The organism is Trinickia sp. (assembly GCF_057351765.1).
On the sequence record NZ_JBMRBK010000049.1, the window covers coordinates 1 to 17,656 of the forward strand.

The 17,656-nt window shown below is 66.0% G+C and carries 19 protein-coding genes; 10 read left to right on the forward strand and 9 right to left on the reverse strand.

The genetic code is table 11. The annotated features are described in order from the left end of the window. The 3 genes from ACO1XS_RS13440 to ACO1XS_RS13450 form a co-directional block, all read left to right on the forward strand. A partial coding sequence (locus tag ACO1XS_RS13440) for an NHL repeat-containing protein (RefSeq protein WP_486390883.1) occupies positions 1-388 on the forward strand: 388 nt, incomplete at its 5' end. Positions 389-390: 2 nt separating this feature from the next. Further along, positions 391-1,272 (forward strand): helix-turn-helix transcriptional regulator, encoded by an 882-nt coding sequence (locus ACO1XS_RS13445; RefSeq protein WP_486390884.1) that lies wholly within the window; start codon positions 391-393, stop codon positions 1,270-1,272. 121 nt (positions 1,273-1,393) lie between these two features. After that, positions 1,394-2,311, forward strand: coding sequence for a helix-turn-helix transcriptional regulator (locus tag ACO1XS_RS13450; RefSeq protein WP_486390885.1), 918 nt, complete (start codon positions 1,394-1,396; stop codon positions 2,309-2,311). Positions 2,312-2,342: 31 nt separating this feature from the next. Here the strand turns inward: ACO1XS_RS13450 and ACO1XS_RS13455 are convergent, their stop codons facing one another. From ACO1XS_RS13455 to ACO1XS_RS13470, 4 genes are read right to left on the reverse strand one after another with little or no spacing between them, the layout of a single operon-like run. Next, complete coding sequence (locus tag ACO1XS_RS13455) at positions 2,343-3,020, reverse strand: ABC-type transport auxiliary lipoprotein family protein (RefSeq protein WP_486390886.1); 678 nt, start codon at positions 3,018-3,020, stop codon at positions 2,343-2,345. A gap of 42 nt (positions 3,021-3,062) precedes the next feature. Then, entirely contained in the window at positions 3,063-4,028 is a 966-nt protein-coding gene (locus tag ACO1XS_RS13460; protein WP_486390887.1) for an MlaD family protein, read from the reverse strand. A gap of 47 nt (positions 4,029-4,075) precedes the next feature. Continuing rightward, on the reverse strand, positions 4,076-4,954 hold the full coding sequence (locus ACO1XS_RS13465) for an ABC transporter ATP-binding protein (protein WP_486390888.1): 879 nt from the start codon (positions 4,952-4,954) through the stop codon (positions 4,076-4,078). A 7-nt stretch (positions 4,955-4,961) separates the two neighbouring features. Beyond that, positions 4,962-6,089 (reverse strand): MlaE family ABC transporter permease, encoded by a 1,128-nt coding sequence (locus tag ACO1XS_RS13470; RefSeq protein ID WP_486390889.1) that lies wholly within the window; start codon positions 6,087-6,089, stop codon positions 4,962-4,964. Between the two features lie 162 nt (positions 6,090-6,251). Between ACO1XS_RS13470 and ACO1XS_RS13475 the strand changes: the two genes are divergently transcribed. The 3 genes from ACO1XS_RS13475 (at position 6,252) to ACO1XS_RS13485 (ending at position 8,336) form a co-directional block, all read left to right on the forward strand. Then, positions 6,252-7,181 carry a biotin--[acetyl-CoA-carboxylase] ligase gene (locus tag ACO1XS_RS13475; RefSeq protein ID WP_486390890.1) on the forward strand — a complete coding sequence of 310 codons (930 nt, stop codon included), beginning with the start codon at positions 6,252-6,254 and terminating at the stop codon, positions 7,179-7,181. Beyond that, a complete protein-coding gene (locus ACO1XS_RS13480) occupies positions 7,178-7,999 on the forward strand; it encodes a type III pantothenate kinase (RefSeq protein ID WP_486390891.1) in 822 nt (273 codons plus the stop codon). Before ACO1XS_RS13475 ends, ACO1XS_RS13480 begins: the two co-directional genes overlap by 4 nt. A gap of 97 nt (positions 8,000-8,096) precedes the next feature. After that, positions 8,097-8,336: a hypothetical protein gene (locus tag ACO1XS_RS13485; RefSeq protein ID WP_173255003.1), complete on the forward strand. Its 240-nt coding sequence runs from the start codon at positions 8,097-8,099 to the stop codon at positions 8,334-8,336. Between the two features lie 78 nt (positions 8,337-8,414). Here the strand turns inward: ACO1XS_RS13485 and rfaE2 are convergent, their stop codons facing one another. The 5 genes from rfaE2 to ACO1XS_RS13510 all read right to left on the reverse strand — a co-directional run bounded on the left by rfaE2 (position 8,415) and on the right by ACO1XS_RS13510 (position 13,514). Continuing rightward, positions 8,415-8,903 carry a D-glycero-beta-D-manno-heptose 1-phosphate adenylyltransferase gene (gene rfaE2 / locus ACO1XS_RS13490; protein WP_486390892.1) on the reverse strand — a complete coding sequence of 163 codons (489 nt, stop codon included), beginning with the start codon at positions 8,901-8,903 and terminating at the stop codon, positions 8,415-8,417. Next, complete coding sequence (locus tag ACO1XS_RS13495; RefSeq protein WP_331567057.1) at positions 8,903-9,769, reverse strand: ferritin family protein; 867 nt, start codon at positions 9,767-9,769, stop codon at positions 8,903-8,905. Before ACO1XS_RS13495 ends, rfaE2 begins: the two co-directional genes overlap by 1 nt. Before the next feature lie 446 nt (positions 9,770-10,215). Then, a complete protein-coding gene (locus ACO1XS_RS13500; protein ID WP_331567043.1) occupies positions 10,216-11,439 on the reverse strand; it encodes a patatin-like phospholipase family protein in 1,224 nt (407 codons plus the stop codon). A 219-nt stretch (positions 11,440-11,658) separates the two neighbouring features. After that, positions 11,659-12,381 carry a PhaM family polyhydroxyalkanoate granule multifunctional regulatory protein gene (locus tag ACO1XS_RS13505; RefSeq protein WP_486390893.1) on the reverse strand — a complete coding sequence of 241 codons (723 nt, stop codon included), beginning with the start codon at positions 12,379-12,381 and terminating at the stop codon, positions 11,659-11,661. Positions 12,382-12,515: 134 nt separating this feature from the next. Beyond that, positions 12,516-13,514, reverse strand: a complete 999-nt coding sequence (locus tag ACO1XS_RS13510; RefSeq protein ID WP_486390894.1) for a fumarylacetoacetate hydrolase family protein — start codon at positions 13,512-13,514, stop codon at positions 12,516-12,518. A 134-nt stretch (positions 13,515-13,648) separates the two neighbouring features. Here ACO1XS_RS13510 and ACO1XS_RS13515 point away from each other — a divergent pair, with 134 nt between their 5' ends. The 4 genes from ACO1XS_RS13515 (at position 13,649) to ACO1XS_RS13530 (ending at position 17,655) form a co-directional block, all read left to right on the forward strand. After that, positions 13,649-14,539 carry an IclR family transcriptional regulator gene (locus tag ACO1XS_RS13515; protein WP_486390895.1) on the forward strand — a complete coding sequence of 297 codons (891 nt, stop codon included), beginning with the start codon at positions 13,649-13,651 and terminating at the stop codon, positions 14,537-14,539. 132 nt (positions 14,540-14,671) lie between these two features. Beyond that, positions 14,672-15,862 carry a DUF3108 domain-containing protein gene (locus tag ACO1XS_RS13520; RefSeq protein WP_486390896.1) on the forward strand — a complete coding sequence of 397 codons (1,191 nt, stop codon included), beginning with the start codon at positions 14,672-14,674 and terminating at the stop codon, positions 15,860-15,862. 266 nt (positions 15,863-16,128) lie between these two features. Next, positions 16,129-16,386 carry a BTH_I0359 family protein gene (locus tag ACO1XS_RS13525; RefSeq protein WP_085227764.1) on the forward strand — a complete coding sequence of 86 codons (258 nt, stop codon included), beginning with the start codon at positions 16,129-16,131 and terminating at the stop codon, positions 16,384-16,386. Positions 16,387-16,578: 192 nt separating this feature from the next. Then, the gene (locus ACO1XS_RS13530) at positions 16,579-17,655 is read left to right on the forward strand and encodes a homocysteine S-methyltransferase family protein (protein WP_331567053.1); all 1,077 of its coding nucleotides are present in this window, start codon (positions 16,579-16,581) and stop codon (positions 17,653-17,655) included. Position 17,656 lies beyond the last annotated feature (1 nt).

Sequence of the window (17,656 nt, forward strand, 5' to 3'; positions counted from 1 at the left end):
CACGGGGCTGGCGGGACCGGCGCAAATGACGCTCGGCCGCGACGGCGCACTCTACGTCACCGAATCTGCCGCGGGCGACCTTGCGAGGATCGACCTCGCGACGGGCAACAAGCGTGTGGTGGCCAGCCAGCTCGCGCTGCCCGAAGGCGTTGCTCAAACGCCCTGGGGCACCTTCGTCGTTGCGGAAGCGGGCGCGGGCCGCCTGAGCGAAATCGACCCCATCACGCAAAAGCGTCGCATCGTGGCCGATCAATTGCCCATCGGCCTGCCCGGTGCCCCGGGCATGCCGCCCCCCTACGTGGCGACAGGCGTCGACGTCGGTACCGATGGCACGGTTTACTTCAGTGCGAATCGCAACAACGCGATCTACCGCGTGCGGCCGCGGTGAACATGCGCGCAACGCAATCCCTTGTTCATCGCGGACCCTCGCGAACGAACCTTGCTGACGATCATCGCATCGACGTGGCGGCGTTCGGCGAGCGACAACTCGATGATGTCGGGTTGTCGAAGGGGCCCGCGCCGGACGACGCGACCTCCGGTACCTCCAGGCTGTTGTCGGCTATCACGCGTTGCCCCGACGGCGTCGCGCGCGAACGGCAGGTTCGCGCCGCGATTCGAGACGCAGGGTTCCAATGGCTGTGCTATTGGCGCATACACCGCATGGGCGGGAGCGTTCGACATGCCGCATGGTTCGACACGTATTCGCCCCCGGCCTGGCGTGCGTGTTTCGAGCGAAGCGGGTTCCTCAGCGGCGATCCTCGCATCGACCCGGCAAGCCGGTGCGACTGGCCATTTGCTTGGGACCTCGCTTCGCTTTGCGCGGACCGGCATGGCCGTCATGCCGATCCCGCGACCCGGCGTTTCAGCGAGAGCGCGGCGCGGGCCGGCGTGCGCAGCGGCGTGACGATCGGACTTCCCACCGGCAAGACGTTCCAGCGGGCGATCGTCACCTTGTCGAGCGCGCGAGCCGATCGACGCTGGATCACCGATAAAGCGATCGGCGAAGCCCATGCGGTCGCCCTTGCCATGCATGAGTTCGTCGAACCACGGCTACGGCATCTGATTTCAGATCCGGAAGCCGGCATGTTGAATGACGTGCAGCATGCTGTGCTGCGCTTCGTCTCACAGGGAATCAGCAATCGGGAAATTGCCGAGCGCTTATCGATATCGACTCACGTCGTGGCGTACCACTTGGAGCAGTTGGAACGCAGATACGCCGCCCGGAATCGGGTCCAGCTTGCGTATATGGCGGGCCGGATTCTGCATGAGTAACTCACGGGTCCTCGCGGGCGTGCGTGGCGAACGGGTCCAGCCATTCACCAGGGGCATGGCGAACGGCTGCACTGCGCAGCACCGGTGACCTCCTCTGCGCTTCAGCAATCGGGAGGGCGGTATGTCATACGACGCACTCGATGACGAGCGGGCGAGTGTGCTGTCGCCAAGCGAGTTCGACGCCTGTACCGGGTTTCAAGCGCCCGTGAGGGCCTCGCAGGTCCCATGCTGCGCGCCCCGGATCCATTATGTGGATGAATCCGCGGTCGAGCCGATGCTGCGCAGCGATGAGCTCGGCAGCGAGACGCGCCTCGCCGCTGAATTTGGCGCGGCGGCCGACCTCGGCGAACTGACGCGTCTGGTCGGCAGTGTCGTGCACGTACTAGGTTTCCGTCGTCTCGCTTATCTGACAGTGAGGACCGACGCCCACGGCCGAGTCGATCGCATCTATCTGCTGCGCAACGCTTTCGCGCCGAGCCTCATGCAACGCATGGTGCGTACGGGCATGCTCGAACGCAACGCGCGTCTGCGCACGGTGCTGACCAGCCAGCTGCCGCAGCGATGGGAGCTGAAGACGTTGATGCGCACATCCGGTGCGAGCCAGTTTGCCGACGAGGACCGACAGCTCCTCCATGAAATGCGCGAGAAGGGTTTCCTGAGTGGTCTGGCCTTTGGCTTGCCGATTTCCAATACGTCGATGCGTTCGATCCTCATCCTTGCGTCGCAGCGCGAGAGCGCAGCCGACTGGCTCACCGAGGATGTCATCGTTCAATGCCTGACGTTCGGTTCGTCGCTGCATCAGCGTTGCGCGGCTTATCTGCGCGCGGCCCAACGGCAGGAGGCGTTCGGTCTGCTCTCGCCGCTGCATCAGCAAATCCTGGATTGGCTGGTGCTCGGACTGACGGACAAGGAGATTGCCGCCAGGCTCGATATGAGCGCCCACACCGTCGACTATCACCTGCGCCAGCTCAAGGAGCGATATGGCGCACGCGATCGCAGCCACCTGGCATTCATGGCCGGTAGCCGCGATTGGAGATGAGGAAGTCGCGTCCCGTTGGGCAGCGGTCAGGTCACTGAGCTTGCGCAGCCAGCGGCGCCTGCATGCCGAGCCATGCGATCAACTGCGCGATCAGTTCGTCGCTCGCGGCGGACAGCGCTCCGACGCCGCCCGCGGCGCTCGACGTCCTCGCGGGCGCGCGGGCGGTGAACGTGCGTTGCGCGAGGACCTTGCCACCGCGGGCCAACGTCGCGCGCGCGGTGACGGCGCCATGACTCTGGTCCTCGCCATCGAAATCCTGCTCGAACTGGTCGAGCTCGACGGTGAGAAGCGGCGCGCTCGCCGTTTCGTCGCCGGAGAGCACGGCGCCTTGCGCGGCAAGCGCGCTGCGCAAGCGCTGCGTGAGCAACTGCGGGGGCGCCATCGTCCAGTGGCTGTGCGCATAGGACGCGGTCTGGCGCGGATCGACGTAGTTCATCCGGTAGAGGATCGCGTCGCTGTCGAGCGCCCGCGGCGAGCGCACTTCGAACATTCTCACCGCGGGCAACGGGACCACCGAGGGATGCGTCTTGGGCGCGGGCCCGAGGTCGTAGCGGATATCCGATACGGCTGCCGGAGTGCCCAGCGTGCATGCCGCAAGCAGCATCGCCCCCAACGCGGCAAGCGTTGCCGACGCATAGTGCGCACGCATGAAGATGCGCCCCGCGCGGGTATCCAAAGTCGATTCCATCGAACGTGTGATACGTGACATAGATCGTTTCCTTTCCTTCCCTTCTTTCTCGAACCCGGGTCCTCAGCGCGAGGCGGCAGCCCCTTTGGGCCATGCGAAACCGCGCTCGCCCGGTCCTGGCGTAGCGGCACCGACGCCGAACAGCACACTGCGCGGGCTCGTGCCGAAGACCGTTGCCGCATGGTCGATCGAGCGCGCGGCGCCGCCGACGTCGGCCGCGAGTGCATTCACGCGCGGCAACGTGTCGTACTCGATGCGCGCCGACATGGCTTCGATCGACGCGTCCATCTGCGCAACGGCCGCGCCCGCACGATCGGCCGCCGCCCCCATTTTGTCGAGATTCGCGTAAAGCGGCCCGTGCGGCGCACCGAGCGTGCTCATCAATGTTTCGGCCGATGCGAGCGTGCGCCTCGTCTGCGCGAGCGTGTCCGGCAATTGCTTCGCCGCGGGCGCGGCCTGCGAAGCGAGCACCGTCAACGCGTCCGCTGCGTGCTGCACGCTCGCGGCGGTTGCCATCAATTGAGCCTGCGTCTCGGGAGAAAGCATTGCGTCCGCACGCGTCGCGACGCTTTCGAGCTCGCCCAGCAAGGCATCGCCGCGCCGTTGCAATTGATCGAGCAGTCCGGGCCGCAACTGCAACTGCGCGACATGCTTCGACGAAGACGGCAGCGGCCCCTGGTCGCCCCCGGTGTCGTCGAGTTGGACGAACGCGAGCCCCGTCACGCCCTGCAAGGCGAGGCTGCCGAATGTCGAGCGCGTCATGGGCGTGCTCTTGTCCACGAGAATCCGGATCACGATCTGCCCGGGATGAGCGGGGTCGAAGCGGATCCACTGCACTTTGCCCACATCGAGGCCGCGATAGCGGACCGGGGCATCGGTCGTGAGTCCCGTCACGCTCGTACGCGATACGAGATCGTAGGGGATGCGCACCGCGCGATCGAAGTTGAACCAGAAAACCGCGAGCACGATCGTCACGGTCAGTCCGATCGCGAACACCCCGGTCCAGAACGCATGCGACTTGTTTTCCATTCGCGTATTCCTTGAAGCTCAAAGTCGCGAGGCGCCGCGCCGGCGCCTCACAGGGGCACTTCGGCCGACGCGGCCTCGAGTGCGGCCGGCGGCAGCTTGGCCCGGCGCTCGGGCGGCAGGGCCTGCAGCGCGCGCCGCCCGCGGCGGCCGAGGAAGAACTCGCGGATGAACGGATGATCGACGCCCGCCGCCTCTTCGATGGGCGCCGCCACGAGGACCTTGCGATCGGCGAGGACGGCCACACGCGTCGAGATCGCGGCCATGGTGTCGAGATCGTGCGTCACCATGACGACAGTGAGCCCGAGCGCGCGGTGCAGGGTCGCGATCAGCTCGACGAACTCTTCGGACGACTGGGGATCGAGGCCCGCTGTCGGTTCGTCGAGAAACAGCAGCTCCGGCTCGAGCGCGAGCGCGCGTGCAATGCCCACGCGCTTGATCATTCCGCCCGAGAGCGCGGCCGGCATTTTCGAGGCGTGCTTGCAAGGCAGTCCCACCATCTCCAGCTTGAGCATCACGAAGTCGTGCAACAGCTTGCGCGGCACCCGGCCGAGCTCGCGCAGCGGCTGAGCGACGTTATCGAACACGGACAGCGACGAAAAGAGCGCACCCTGCTGAAAAAGCATCCCGAGGCGGCTGCGCATGAGCTTCGCCGTTTTCGCATCGACCTTCGTCGTGTCTTCGCCGAAAAGCAGAATGGAGCCTGAGCTTGGCGCCTCGAGACCGAGGATCTGCCGCACGAGCGTCGTCTTGCCGGAGCCCGAGCCCCCGACGATCGAGACGATTTCGCCACGCCGTACCGCGAAATCGAGGTGCTCGTGCACGATGTTGCTGCCGTAGCGCTTGGTGAGATCGCGCACGTCGATGACCGTCTCCGCAATGGCCGGCGGCGGGCGGTCGCGTACGGCGGCGGAAAGCGGCGCGGTCATGGGCTCTTCAGATCCCTACGTTCTGAAACATGATGGCGAAGATGGCATCGGCCAGAATCACGACCGTGATCGACGACACGACGGATGACGTCGTGCCGGTGCCGAGGCTCTGCGAATTCGGCTGGATGCGAAAGCCGAAATGGCACGCGACGAGCGCAATCAGGATACCGAACGCCACCCCCTTGCCGAGGCCGATGTAAAGATTCACGATCGGCACGACCTTCGGCAAGGCGCGCACGAAATAGCTGATGTCGATGCCGAGCACGAATTGCGCCGAAAGCGCGCCGCCGGCCAGCGCGACCAGGTCGGTCCACATCACGAGCAGCGGCATGGCCACGCCGAGCGCCACGACGCGCGGCAAAATCAACCGCAGCCCATGCGGGATGCCCATGACGCGCATGGCGTCGAGCTCCTCCGTCACGCGCATGACGCCGATTTGCGCCGTGATCGCCGACCCTGATCGGCCCGCGACGAGGATCGCCGCGAGCACCGGCCCGAGTTCGCGAATCACCGCCAGCCCGAGAATGTTGACGATGAACTGATTGGCGCCAAAAAGCCGAAGCTGCTGCGCCGAGAGGTAGCTGAGCACGATGCCGATCAGGAACGCCACGAGTGCGGTGATCGGCAGCGCGCGTGTGCCCGCGTGATAGATATTGGCCGAGATCTCGGTCCACGGGGCGCTCGACGGACGGCGCACGATCGAGAGCAGATCGAGTATCACGCGGCCGAACATCGTCACGCCGCCCTGGACATGCTCGGCGAACGTGAAGATCGCTTCGCCGAGCGCCGTGACCGGACCGATGCGCTCCACGCGCTCGGGCTCCTCGCGCTGTTTCTCGAGCAACGCGATGCGCGCGAAAATGTCGCGTTGCGTCTCGGTCAGCGTGAGCCCGTCCGGCATTTTGCGTCCCCAGACGCTCCAGAGCGCCTGCGCACCGACGTGGTCCATCCGTGCGATCTCCGACAAATCCCACTGCGCCGACGTGTTCCCCATCAGGCCGACCAGGCGGGTGGTCGCACCGGCGCGGGCCCGGTCGCGCGCGAGCGCCAGCGCGGTCCATTGGCCCGACAGACGCACGAGCGGACCGGCGCTGCCGGCCGTGACCTGCAACCCGGGCGGAGTATCGAAGTCCAAGGACGACACGCTCCTTTCGCGATGGTGAGCGGCCATTGTAGCCAGCCACAGGGGCAAGCGCACCGTTCGCGTCGCCCGACGCCGCGCTCCCTATGATGCCGCTCGATGCCGCTCGATGCCATTAGCCGCCTCACGCGAATGACAGGCCCTACAATACGCGTCATGACCGATACCCATTTCGACGCGTCGACCTCGACGCCCTCGGGCGAGCCCCGCCCAAATGAATCGCGCATCGATCGGGAGCGCGCCGTGGCGCTCAGCCGCGGCGTGTCCTCGCCGATGCTCGAGATCGTCGACGAAACGGCCTCGACCAATACGGATCTGATGCAGCGCATGAAAGCGATGCCGCGCGAGGGGGCCGCGGCCGGCGTGCACGTGGTGCGCGCAGCTTACCGGCAAACGGCCGGGCGCGGGCGACAAGGTCGTAGCTGGCAGGCGGAACCGGGCCACGCACTGATGTTCTCCGTGGGCTGCATCGTGCCGAGGCCCCTCTCCGGGCTCGCGGGTTTGAGCCTGGCCGTTGGCGCCGCGCTCGTCGAACGACTGCGCGCGTTGCCCGGGCTGGCGGCCGGCGACGCGGCGCGCATCGGCCTCAAATGGCCCAACGACCTGCTGCTCGACGGCGGCAAGCTCGCGGGCATTCTCGTCGAAACGGCCTGGAGCACGGCCGCGGCAACCGCAGCCGTGATCGGCGTGGGCATCAACGTTCGCAGCGACCCCGCGCTCGATGCCGAGCTCGCCGCAGCGGCAGCCGCCTTGCCCGAGCAGGCTCGGCCGACGCCTCCCGCGGCGCTCTCGCAGATTCTGCCGGACGCGGACCTCACGCTGACGCTTGCCGCCGCCCTGGCGGGGCTCTCCGCCATGCTCGACACGTTTTCCAGCGAGGGTTTCGCGGGCTTTCGCGCGCGCTGGAGCGCCTGCCACGCCTACGCGGGGCGCGAGGTCGTGCTGCTCGAAAACGGCGAACCGTTCGCGCGCGGCACGGCACTCGGCGTGGACGACGCCGGCCAGTTGCTGCTCGAAACGGCCGACGGCATCCGGGCCATCGCGACCGGCGATGTCTCGCTGCGTCTCGCACCATCGACACCATGACACGCGCGCCCTTTCTGCTGGTCGACGCAGGGAACAGCCGCGTCAAATGGGCGTTGACCACGGTTGATGGGACGATGTTGGAAACCGGGGTATTCGGGCACGCGAGCGCTGCGCAGGCGCAATCGGATCAGCCTGTCCCCACGGAACCGGCGTGGCAGTCGTCGTCGCTGCGTCCTTCGGGGGCATGGATATCGAACGTGGCGGGCGCCGCCGCGGGAGAACGTCTGGACGCGCTGATCGACGCCGCTTGGCCGGGCCTGCCGCGCACGACGATCCGCGCATTGGCGCATCAGTGCGGCGTCACGAACGGCTATCGGGAACCGGCGCGCCTGGGCAGCGACCGCTGGGCGGCGATGATCGGCGCGCGCGCGGCCTTTCCCGGCGAAGATCTGCTGATCGCAACGCTCGGGACTGCGACGACGCTCGAGGCGCTGCGCGCGGACGGCATGTTCACGGGAGGCCTCATTGCGCCGGGTTGGTCGTTGATGATGCGCTCGCTGGGCGAACACACGGCGCAACTACCGATACTCGCGGCCCATTCCGTACAGGAGCCGTCCAGGTCCAGCACGGCTCACGCTCGCGAGTGGTTCGCGACGGACACGCCGCAGGCCATTTCGGCGGGCTCGCTGCTGGCGCAGACGGCACTCGTCGAGCGTGCCTGGCACGAACTCGCGCGCGCCTGGAACGCGCCGGTGCGGCTCGTGCTCGGCGGAGGCGCAGCCGATACGATCGCGCGCGCGCTGAACGTGCCATGCACGCGCCGCGATTCGCTGGTGCTGTCGGGGCTGGCGCTCATTGCGGCCGAGGGTTCCGCATAGGAGAAAGTTAGGAGAAAGCCGAGCGCGCGCGGTGCGGGCACGCTAGGAGCCTGCGGCTTTTGCGATCGTTCAAATTCGACTACGAGGGAGACAGGCAATGTTGCGCTGGTTGATCGTCATTCTTTTACTAGCCAATGTGCTCGCCTTTGGCTTCGCGAGCGGCATGCTCGGCCGCCTGCCGGCATCCGGGCCGCTCGAGCCCGGCCACCTGAACCGGCAGGTTCACCCCGAATGGCTGCAGGCGCATCCGATCACGGCCGCCGACGCGGGCGAGCAAGCCGTTGTCGGAACCCCTGCACCGGCGCCGCTGGTTGCGGCGACGCCGCTCGGGCGATGACGTGTGTGATTCGCTTGTGGTCGTTTGCTGCGGTCGGCAGCGCGACACGAGCCAGATGTACTGGAAACGACTGCCGGACTACGCGCCGGATTGCGCGCGGACCCTCGTCAACAGCGCTGTGGTCGAGCGGTCGTGCTCGAACGGGATCGCCAGCGCACGCCCTCCCCAGCCGCGCACGAGCGCCGATTCGGGTAGCGTGTCCATGTCGTAATCGCCGCCCTTCACCAGGATGTCGGGATGCAGCGCCGCGATCAGATCGATCGGCGTTTTTTCCTCGAACGTCACGACCCAGTCCACGCTTTCGAGCGCGGCCAGCAAAGCCATGCGGTCGACTTCCCGATTGATCGGGCGATCGTCGCCCTTGCCGAGCATGCGGACCGATGCATCGCTGTTCACGCCGACGATGAGGCACGCGCCAAGCGCCTTCGCTTGCGCGAGATAGGTCACGTGGCCGCGATGAAGAATGTCGAAGACGCCGTTCGTGAATACCACGGGCGCCGCCAGCGTCGCGCGGCGCGCGGCCAGTGCCTCACGCGTGACGATCTTGCGCTCGAAGAAAGCGCTCATCAGGCCGGTTGCTGCTCGGCCGAGCCTTGTTGCGACTGCAAACGCGCCGCGACTTCCTTGCGATAGCGATTGAGGTCCTGCGCCGTCGTGAACGTGCGTTCGAACAGGATCGACAGATTGTGCAGGATGCGCTCGACGACCTTCTTCTCCCAGCCGTCGTCGAAACGGATCTGCTCGTCGAGCCAGCGCTCGAGCCATTCGGGATCGGGAAGACGCGATTGGATCGTGTCGCGCGGGAACAGGTCGCGATTGACGTGCAGGTTGGTCGGGTGCAGCGGCTTTTCGGTGCGGCGGGCCGACGCCATCAGCACGCCGATCTTGGCGAATGCGGCACGTGCCACGTCGCCGCAATTGGTGAGCGCCTTTTTCATATACCGCAAGTACGCACCGCCATGACGCGCCTCGTCACGCGAGATGGTCTCGTAGATGTGCTTGATGACGGGCTCGGTATGCCACTCGGCCGCGCGGCGATACCAGTGATTGAGGCGAATCTCGCCGCAAAAGTGCAGCATCAGCGTTTCCAGCGGCGGCGCGGGATCGAACTGGAATCGCACGGCATGCAGCTCTTCCTCGCTCGGTACCAGTTCGGGGCGGAAACGCCGCAGGTATTCCATTAGAACGAGCGAATGCTTTTGCTCCTCGAAGAACCACACGCTCATGAAAGCCGAAAAATCGCTGTCGTGATGATTGTCGCGCAGGAACATCTCGGTCGCGGGCAGCGCCGACCACTCGGTGATCGCGTTCATCTTGATCGTGGCCGCCTGCTCGTCGGTCAGCAACGAGGCATCGAACGTGTCCCAGGGGATGTCCTTTTCCATGTCCCATCGAACCGATTCGAGCGATTTATAAAGTTCCGGATAAAGCATGGTGTTCATCTTCCCACCCCTCGTCTGCCCATTGCGACTCGTCAGTCGTCCACTCAACTATTGCTGCAAATGCACCAATGAGCACATCGAAGCAGCCAAATTCACTATTTTACGCGGTAATGTTGGCCGATCGTTGATCGAGCTCAAGTCACGAGCCCACGGTATCGGCCCGGCAGTCCGCCCGCCAGGACGGCCTATCGACGCCCGTCGATGTCGGCCGCCGGATGTCGAGCGGGGCATCGCCCTGGCGCCGAGCCTTTCCTTTCGTGTACCCGGCGGACGGCGGCTCAACGGACTGCCGCGATCATGGTTTTCGGTATCGCCCACAAGATCGAAAGCTTTGGAATGATAGCATGGCGCCGCCCGCCAGCGGGGCATTTGGAGGCCGCCCCGACGCGATCCCGGCCTCCGCGCAAACCGTCGCATCCACACGATGCGGATCGCGCTCAACGCGCAGCGTCGCCGCTTTCGTGCATCGGCGCGTTCGCAGGCGGTGGGCTCGCACGCACGCCGCGGTGATTCGCGGCCGCAATCCACGCGCGCAATTGCTCGCTATGGGCCAGGGTGTCGCGGTAGCCGAGCTCGAGCAGCTCGCTCGCGAATTCGGCCTCGAAAAGCAGGTAGCTCGCGAACGACGCGCCGGCAGCGCGATTGCCCCCTACGGCGCCGAGCAGTCCACGCACGGTCAGCGGCAGCCGCTTCAAATGCCGTGCGGCGAGCAACTCGATGCGCTCGGACGGCGCGATGGCAAGTACCTCGATATGGCGCCATCCGCTCGCAGGCTCGATCTGATGCGGCAGGTGAAGAATCATCCGGTTGATGTGCTCGATACGCTCGATATCGGCACCGATCGAATCGAGAAACACGCTGGCCATCACCTGCTGGCCGATCTGCGCCAGCGTCGGATAGCCGGTCGCCGCACCTGGTGCAACCGGCACTTCGGGCCGCGGCGCGGCGGCGCCGAGCACGATGATGCGCTCGGCGCCGAAATGGATGGCCGGGCTGAGCGGTGCGATCTGGCGAATCGATCCGTCGCCGAAATACTCGATGCGCCCATCGAGCGGCAACGGGACGGCCGGAAAAAGGAATGGAATAGCCGAAGACGCGAGCAGATGCTCGGGGCCGAGCTTCACCATGGCCGCCGAGCGCTGCGCGCGCCGCCACTGTTGGATCGGCTCGGCGGCCTGGTAAAAAGTCAGATGCCGCCCGCTCGAATAACTGAGCGCGGAGATCGACAGCGCATGCAGCGCGCGCGATTCGAGCGCGGCGCCGATGCGCGAGAAGTCGAGTCCGTGGGCCAAAAGCTCGGCGAGCGGGCTGTTGTCGAAGAGCCCCCGCGGCGCTTGATGAACCGCCCAACCGATGCTCATCGCCGCGAGCCAGCGCGCGCCGGCCGCGGCGACGCCCCGCCAGTCCGTCCGATAGACCTGCCGGGCGCTGATATGGGACCAGAAATCGACGAGCCGCTCGACCCCTTCGGCAAAATCGTCGGCATGGCTCGCTATGGAAGCCGCATTGATGGCACCGGCCGAGGTGCCGCAAACGACTGGAAACGCGATCGTGCGCCGATCGGGATCGACCTCGCGCGTAAGCTCGGCCAACGCCTTCAGCGCGCCCGCCTGATAGGCGGCTCGCGCGCCGCCTCCCATCAAAACGAGCGCGAGCCGCACGGCGCCTCCTTGCCGAGCGCCCCATGCACGCCCATCGATGCGTTCCGTCCGCCTGCTATTGCCACGTCAACCGCCTTCCCGCCATTCGGCCCGCCGTTGGGTCTCTCATTAGCGGGTTTATCGGCTTGTTCTCTCACTTCTTTACCGGCGCTTTCATGCAGCTCCTGCAAGTCGTGCGCCGCGTTACCCCACGCGCGCCTCGTACGGTCCCGCGAGCGTCTACTTTTCGTTCGCCGAAGCGGGGGCGCCGCCGGCCGGTTTGCGCGTCGAGCTCCGCTTGGCCGAACTCTTCGCGCCTGTCTTCGCCGAGCCGCCGGTCGCCGTCTTGCGTGCACCGGCCGCCGCATCGCCCGGGCCGTCGGGCTTCGCGTCCGGCGCCGCGCCGGGCTGCGACACCGCGAACGATGCGAGCTGATTGAACTGAGACTGCAGCATGTTCCACCAGGCCGTCGGGTCGAATGCGCCGGCATCGCTCGCTGCCTCGTCCTCCTTCGCACCCGCGCTTTCCTCGCGCGGTGCGCTGCCGGCGCCCGAGGGCTTTGTCGATGCCGCCGATGCGGCCGATGCTTCGCCGGCCGCGGGCTGCGTCATCGACGCCTGCGCAAACGCGCCGAACGCGCGCAGCGTGGAGAGCGTGGCGCGCTGCACCTCGAGGCCCTGAATCGCGGACTGCAGCATGTTCAGATTGAGCTTGAGCCACTGTTCGACGGCACGCAGATCGGTGATGCGTTTATCGAGCTCTTCGACGTTCGTGAGCGGCGTCATCATGTCCGACATCGCCGAAAGCGGCGAAGGAAAGCCCTGCGCAGTACCCGGCTGCGTGCCGGGAAACGCCGAGCCGAACGGGGTGAGGCGCATCATGCTCCACATCTTGTCGAGCATCTCGGCGGGCGGAAAACCCGGGAACCCGGGAAACGGCTGGTCGCCTTGGTTATCGGTCATTTGCGTCTAGCCTCTCAACGTCTATCGGTTATCGGGACGCGCCCCGCGCGCCGCCATCAGTGTAGGCTGCTTGTCTGCCGCATGCATCGGGCGAAACCCGGCGCGGCAAACACGACGGCAGCCAGAACGCCGGATCAAGCCGCGGCAGCGGCATCGAGCGGCGCGACGGATTGCTCGATCGCGCCGAAGATCGAGCGGCCCGGCTCGTCGAACATCTCGATTCTGACCGTGTCGCCATATCGCATGAACTCGGTGACAGGGGCGCCGTCGGCAATCGTCTCCAGGCAGCGTTTCTCGGCGATACAGCAATATCCGCGCTGGGCATCCTTGTTCGATACCGTGCCCGAGCCCACGATCGCGCCCGCTCGCAGGTTACGCGTTTTCGTCGCGTGCGCAATCAACTGCCCGAAGTGAAACACCATGTCGGTGCCCGCGTCGGGCTGTCCTACCTTCTTGCCGTTCCAATGCACGATCATCGGCAGATGCAGCCGTCCCTCGCGCCAATGTTGGCCAAGCTCGTCGGGCGTCACGGCCACGGGCGAAAACGAAGTGGCCGGCTTGCTTTGAAAGAAGCCGAATCCTTTCGCTAGCTCGGGGGAAATCAGATTGCGCAGCGACACATCGTTCGCGAGCATCACGAGTCGCACCGCGCGCAGCGCGGCGTCGGGGGCGGTACCCATGGGCACATCGCCGGTGACGACGGCCACCTCGGCCTCGAAGTCGATACCGAACGACTCCGACGGACACACGATGTCGTCGCAAGGCCCCAGCAAATCGTCGCTGCCGCCTTGATACATCAGCGGGTCGGTCCAGAACTCGGGCGGCATCTCCGCACCGCGTGCGCGGCGCACGAGTTCCACGTGATTCACGTAGGCGGAAGCGTCGGCCCATTGATAGGCGCGCGGCAGCGGTGCCATGCAGTCTTTCGGCTCGAACGCGAAAGTGTTGCGCGCACGGCCCTGATTGAGGGCGTCGTAACGCTCGGCAAGCTGCGGCGCGTAAAACGGCCAGTCGTCGAGCGCGCGCTGCAGCGTGGGCGCAATGGCGTCGGCAATCGAGGCCGTGCGCAGATCGCGCGAGACGACGATCAATTGACCGTCGCGCGAACCGTCCTTGAGCGTGGCAAGTTTCATGAGTGGATGGAAATCGTTGTAGTGACGATGGAGGAAATCTATTTTACGATGGTGAATCCGCAACGGCGCCTTATCGTCCAGCGTCCCTATCGTCCTGATCGCTCCGATCATGCGCCGCACAGGTTTCAGGCCATATGTCCGCTCCCTCGATCATCCCTGAAGATTCCAATGCGCGCACGGCCGCGTCCGGCGGTCAGAACCACTCCGGCGATCCGCCCGACGATACGCCCGAGACCGAAGAGAAGGCGCGTGCCGGAATTCAATCGATCGAAGTCGGCTTCCGGCTGCTCGACGTGCTGACGCAGGCGCCCCGCGCGATGATGCTGCGCGACCTTGCGAGCCGCGCGCAAATGAGTCCGGCGAAGGCCCACCGCTATCTGGTGAGCTTCGTGCGACTGGGCGTCGTCGCACAGGATCCGCTCACGGGACGCTACGAACTCGGCGGCTTCGCGCTGCAAATGGGGCTCGCGCGGCTTGCCCGCATCGACGGCGTGAAGCTCGCGCGCATCGCGCTGGCCGAGCTTCACGAAGCGCTCGACGCGACGCTGGGCATCGCCGTCTGGGGTAATCTGGGGCCGACGGTCGTGCACTGGATCGAATCGAGTCGGCCCGCCAAGGCCGCGCTGAAGCTCGGCGATGTCATGCCGCTGATCGGCTCGGCCACGGGCCTGCTTTTCGCTGCATATTTGCCGCGCGGCAAAGCGGAGCGGCTCATCGAGCGCGAACTATCCGTTGCGCGGCGCTCACCCCACGGTTCGGGGCCGCGCACGCGCGAGGAGCTCGAGCGCTTGCTGGCCGATGTACGAACGCATGGCGGGGCGCGCGTCGAAGGGTTGCTGCTGCCTACGATCGATGCGTTTTGCATGCCCGTGTTCGATTCGACGGGCGGGCTCGCTCTCGGGCTCATTGCGCTCGGCCACGAAGGCACTTTCGACATTTCGTGGCAGGGCCAGATTGCTTCCGCGCTGCGAAGCTGCGCGCACAGGCTCTCGTACGAGCTCGGGTACAGCGCCGAGCCGCGGTAGTCGCAACCGCCGGAACACGTTGCGGCGAATGCCGGTCGAACGGGACCTCGGGATGCGCCGAAGCGTCGTTCTGCACGCTAAAGCCTGCATTGCGCCGCACCTCGTTTCATCTGACTTTTGCGCTGGATCGCCATGCCACTCAGTTACGCCGCCGATTCGTCCCAAGCGCTGCCGGGCGCCGCGACGCTGCCGTCGCGGCCATGGCGCTGGGGCCTCGTGGCGGCCGGCGTCGTGCTGGCGCATGCCATGGCCGCGCTCTGGCTCGTCCGCCATCGCGATGCGTTTGCGCCCGATATCGCGAAGCCGCCCGTCGAGGTCGCACTCCTTACGCCCGAGCGCATCGCGCGTGAGCCGGCTCCCGGTGCCACGCGCACACCGGCGGCGCCGCGCGCAGCGCGTGTTCGGCGCGAAAAAGCACCGCAGCACGTGCTGCAGTCCATCGCGCCAGACGCACCGCGAGCCGCCGCGCAGAGTCCGAGCGCGGACGCCGCCACCGCGGCGAGCACGAGACAGGGCAACGCATCGGCAACGACTGCGGCCGGCGGCGCGTCGGCCGACGGCGCCGGCACGGCACAGGACAAAGCGGTCGGAGTGAAATTTTCGGTGCCGCCGTCGGGCAATCTGAACTACGACACGTTTTACAACGGCGTGCAAAACGCGCCTGGCACGATCCAGTGGACGAGCGATGCCACCGGCTATCAGATAGTGGTCTCCGTGCCTCTGCCGTTCGTCGGCACGTTCACTTATGCCAGCGAGGGGCGCATCGATGCCTTCGGGCTCGCGCCGGAGCGCTATGTCGAGCGTCGCGGCCGACGCCCGGAGCAAGTGACCACTTTCGATCGCACGGCCCACCGCATCGCTTTCACGCGCACGAGCGCAACACTGGCGTTGCCCGACGGCGCGCAGGACCGCTTCAGCATGGTGATGCAGCTCGCCAGTCTCGTGCGCGGCAATCCCGATGCTTACCGGCCGGGCGTGACACGCAATTTCTATGTAGCCGACGACGATAGCGGCGAAACCTGGCCGATCGAGACAGTCGGCGACGAAACCGTGCGTACCGCCGCCGGTTACATCGGCGCGCGGCACTTCACCCGGGCGCCTCGGCACGCCGGCGACATGCGCCGCATCGATGTCTGGCTCGCGCCTGCGCTCGGCTGGTTGCCGGCAAGAATTACGCAGACTGAACCGAACGGTACGCGGATCGAACTCGTCTGGCGGGGCCCGCTCGCCGCGCCGGGCGCGGAAAATGCATCCGCACAGATGACGACGGGCGAGCGGCCCGACGTTGTGCCGGTACCAGTTCCGACACGCGAAGAACCCTAAACCGGCGGCCTGAGCAGCCGCGGAAGGGCGCATCCGAGTAGTGTGGTCGGGCCCACGTTGCACGCCTCGAATGTCCCTTCGCCGCTCGAACGTTTTGTATGACCGGGGTCTAACTTTCAGGTCCGCGACGCTTTGTTTCGAATTCGATGTATGTTTCTTGCACGGTTTAAGCGTCGTTTAAGACCCACCCCTTGAAATTCCATACACAACGCTCCAATTACAGGGCGGAAAGCGGCCAGGAGCCAAACGGAATAAGGAGTGTCGCCATGCAAATGATCTACAACAGCCCTAATTATTGTGTCGTCGAGTTCGCGCCGCAGGCCGGCCACCTCGCGATGAACGCGGGCGGCTACGAAATCGTAGACAAGAACACGCAGCGCGAGATCTTCATCGACGGCGCGATGGCGGCACGTTTTCGCGAACACGTCCGCAAGCTGATCGAAGAGGAGCCTAGCCTCGACGAAGTGGACGAGTTCCTCGGTCAGTTCGACAGCCTGATGAACCAGCCCGTCGTGCTGCACTGACGTACGAGCGGAGCCGCGCCCGGGCAGCGCCGCTCCTCCCGTAACCTACTGCCAACCCCTGTCCGGCATCCGCCGGCGGGGGTTTCGTCTTTTTCGATCGCCACGGGCCCGCGCCGGCGGTGCCGGCGATGTCGAGCCGCAACCGCTACAATATCGGGCTCCCAACGTGCTCGGGCTCACGCCCCTTTAGCCATGACCTCGCAAGCCGCCCCATCCGTCGACACCGCCGCGGCCGGCGCAACGACCTATACGCGTGCCCACGCGCTGCCGGCACTGCTCGCATCGCGCATCCTCATTCTCGATGGGGCCATGGGTACGATGATCCAGCGCTACAAGCTCGACGAAGCGCGCTACCGCGGCGAGCGTTTCAAGGATTTCGAGCGCGACGTGAAAGGCAACAACGAGCTGCTTTCGATCACCCAGCCGCAGATCATCAGCGAAATCCACGAGCAGTATCTGGCGGCCGGGGCCGATATCGTCGAGACGAACACGTTCGGTGCCACAGCCATCGCGCAGGCCGACTACGGCATGGAAGCGCTCGCCCGAGAGATGAATCTGGCGTCGGCGCAACTCGCGCGGGCGGCCTGCGACAAATACTCGACGCCCGACAAACCGCGCTTCGTGGCCGGCGCGATCGGGCCGACGCCGAAGACGGCGAGCATCTCGCCCGACGTCAACGACCCGGCAGCGCGCAACGTGACGTTCGACGAACTGCGCGCCGCCTACTACGAGCAGGCGCAAGCGCTGCTCGAGGGCGGGGTCGATCTTTTTCTCGTCGAAACGATCTTCGACACGCTGAACGCGAAAGCCGCGCTCTTCGCGCTCGACGAATTGTTCGAAAACACCGGCGAGCGCTTGCCGATCATGATCTCGGGCACGGTAACCGATGCCTCGGGCCGCATTCTCTCGGGTCAGACGGTCGAAGCGTTCTGGAATTCGCTGCGGCACGCGAGGCCGCTTACGTTCGGTTTGAATTGCGCGCTCGGCGCCGCGTTGATGCGGCCTTACATCGCCGAGCTCGCGAAGCTTTGCGACGTCTACGTCTCGTGCTACCCGAACGCCGGACTGCCGAATCCCATGAGCGATACGGGCTTCGACGAGACACCGGCCGATACTTCGGGACTGCTGAAGGAATTCGCCGAAGCCGGGCTCGTCAATATCGCGGGCGGCTGCTGCGGAACGACGCCCGAGCATATCGCGGCGATCGCGAAGGCGCTTGCCGGCGTCAAACCGCGAACATGGGCCCACTATCGGGAGAAGGCCGAATGAG

Coding starts and splice junctions, on each gene's coding strand:
- ACO1XS_RS13475 (WP_486390890.1), top strand. CDS start 6,252: ATGACCGATACCCATTTCGACGCGTCGACCTCGACGCCCTCGGGCGAG.
- ACO1XS_RS13495 (WP_331567057.1), bottom strand. CDS start 9,769: ATGCTTTATCCGGAACTTTATAAATCGCTCGAATCGGTTCGATGGGAC.
- rfaE2 (WP_486390892.1), bottom strand. CDS start 8,903: ATGAGCGCTTTCTTCGAGCGCAAGATCGTCACGCGTGAGGCACTGGCC.
- ACO1XS_RS13450 (WP_486390885.1), top strand. CDS start 1,394: ATGTCATACGACGCACTCGATGACGAGCGGGCGAGTGTGCTGTCGCCA.
- ACO1XS_RS13445 (WP_486390884.1), top strand. CDS start 391: ATGCGCGCAACGCAATCCCTTGTTCATCGCGGACCCTCGCGAACGAAC.
- ACO1XS_RS13465 (WP_486390888.1), bottom strand. CDS start 4,954: ATGACCGCGCCGCTTTCCGCCGCCGTACGCGACCGCCCGCCGCCGGCC.
- ACO1XS_RS13515 (WP_486390895.1), top strand. CDS start 13,649: ATGTCCGCTCCCTCGATCATCCCTGAAGATTCCAATGCGCGCACGGCC.
- ACO1XS_RS13480 (WP_486390891.1), top strand. CDS start 7,178: ATGACACGCGCGCCCTTTCTGCTGGTCGACGCAGGGAACAGCCGCGTC.
- ACO1XS_RS13520 (WP_486390896.1), top strand. CDS start 14,672: ATGCCACTCAGTTACGCCGCCGATTCGTCCCAAGCGCTGCCGGGCGCC.
- ACO1XS_RS13485 (WP_173255003.1), top strand. CDS start 8,097: ATGTTGCGCTGGTTGATCGTCATTCTTTTACTAGCCAATGTGCTCGCC.
- ACO1XS_RS13460 (WP_486390887.1), bottom strand. CDS start 4,028: ATGGAAAACAAGTCGCATGCGTTCTGGACCGGGGTGTTCGCGATCGGA.
- ACO1XS_RS13525 (WP_085227764.1), top strand. CDS start 16,129: ATGCAAATGATCTACAACAGCCCTAATTATTGTGTCGTCGAGTTCGCG.
- ACO1XS_RS13455 (WP_486390886.1), bottom strand. CDS start 3,020: ATGTCACGTATCACACGTTCGATGGAATCGACTTTGGATACCCGCGCG.
- ACO1XS_RS13530 (WP_331567053.1), top strand. CDS start 16,579: ATGACCTCGCAAGCCGCCCCATCCGTCGACACCGCCGCGGCCGGCGCA.
- ACO1XS_RS13505 (WP_486390893.1), bottom strand. CDS start 12,381: ATGACCGATAACCAAGGCGACCAGCCGTTTCCCGGGTTCCCGGGTTTT.
- ACO1XS_RS13510 (WP_486390894.1), bottom strand. CDS start 13,514: ATGAAACTTGCCACGCTCAAGGACGGTTCGCGCGACGGTCAATTGATC.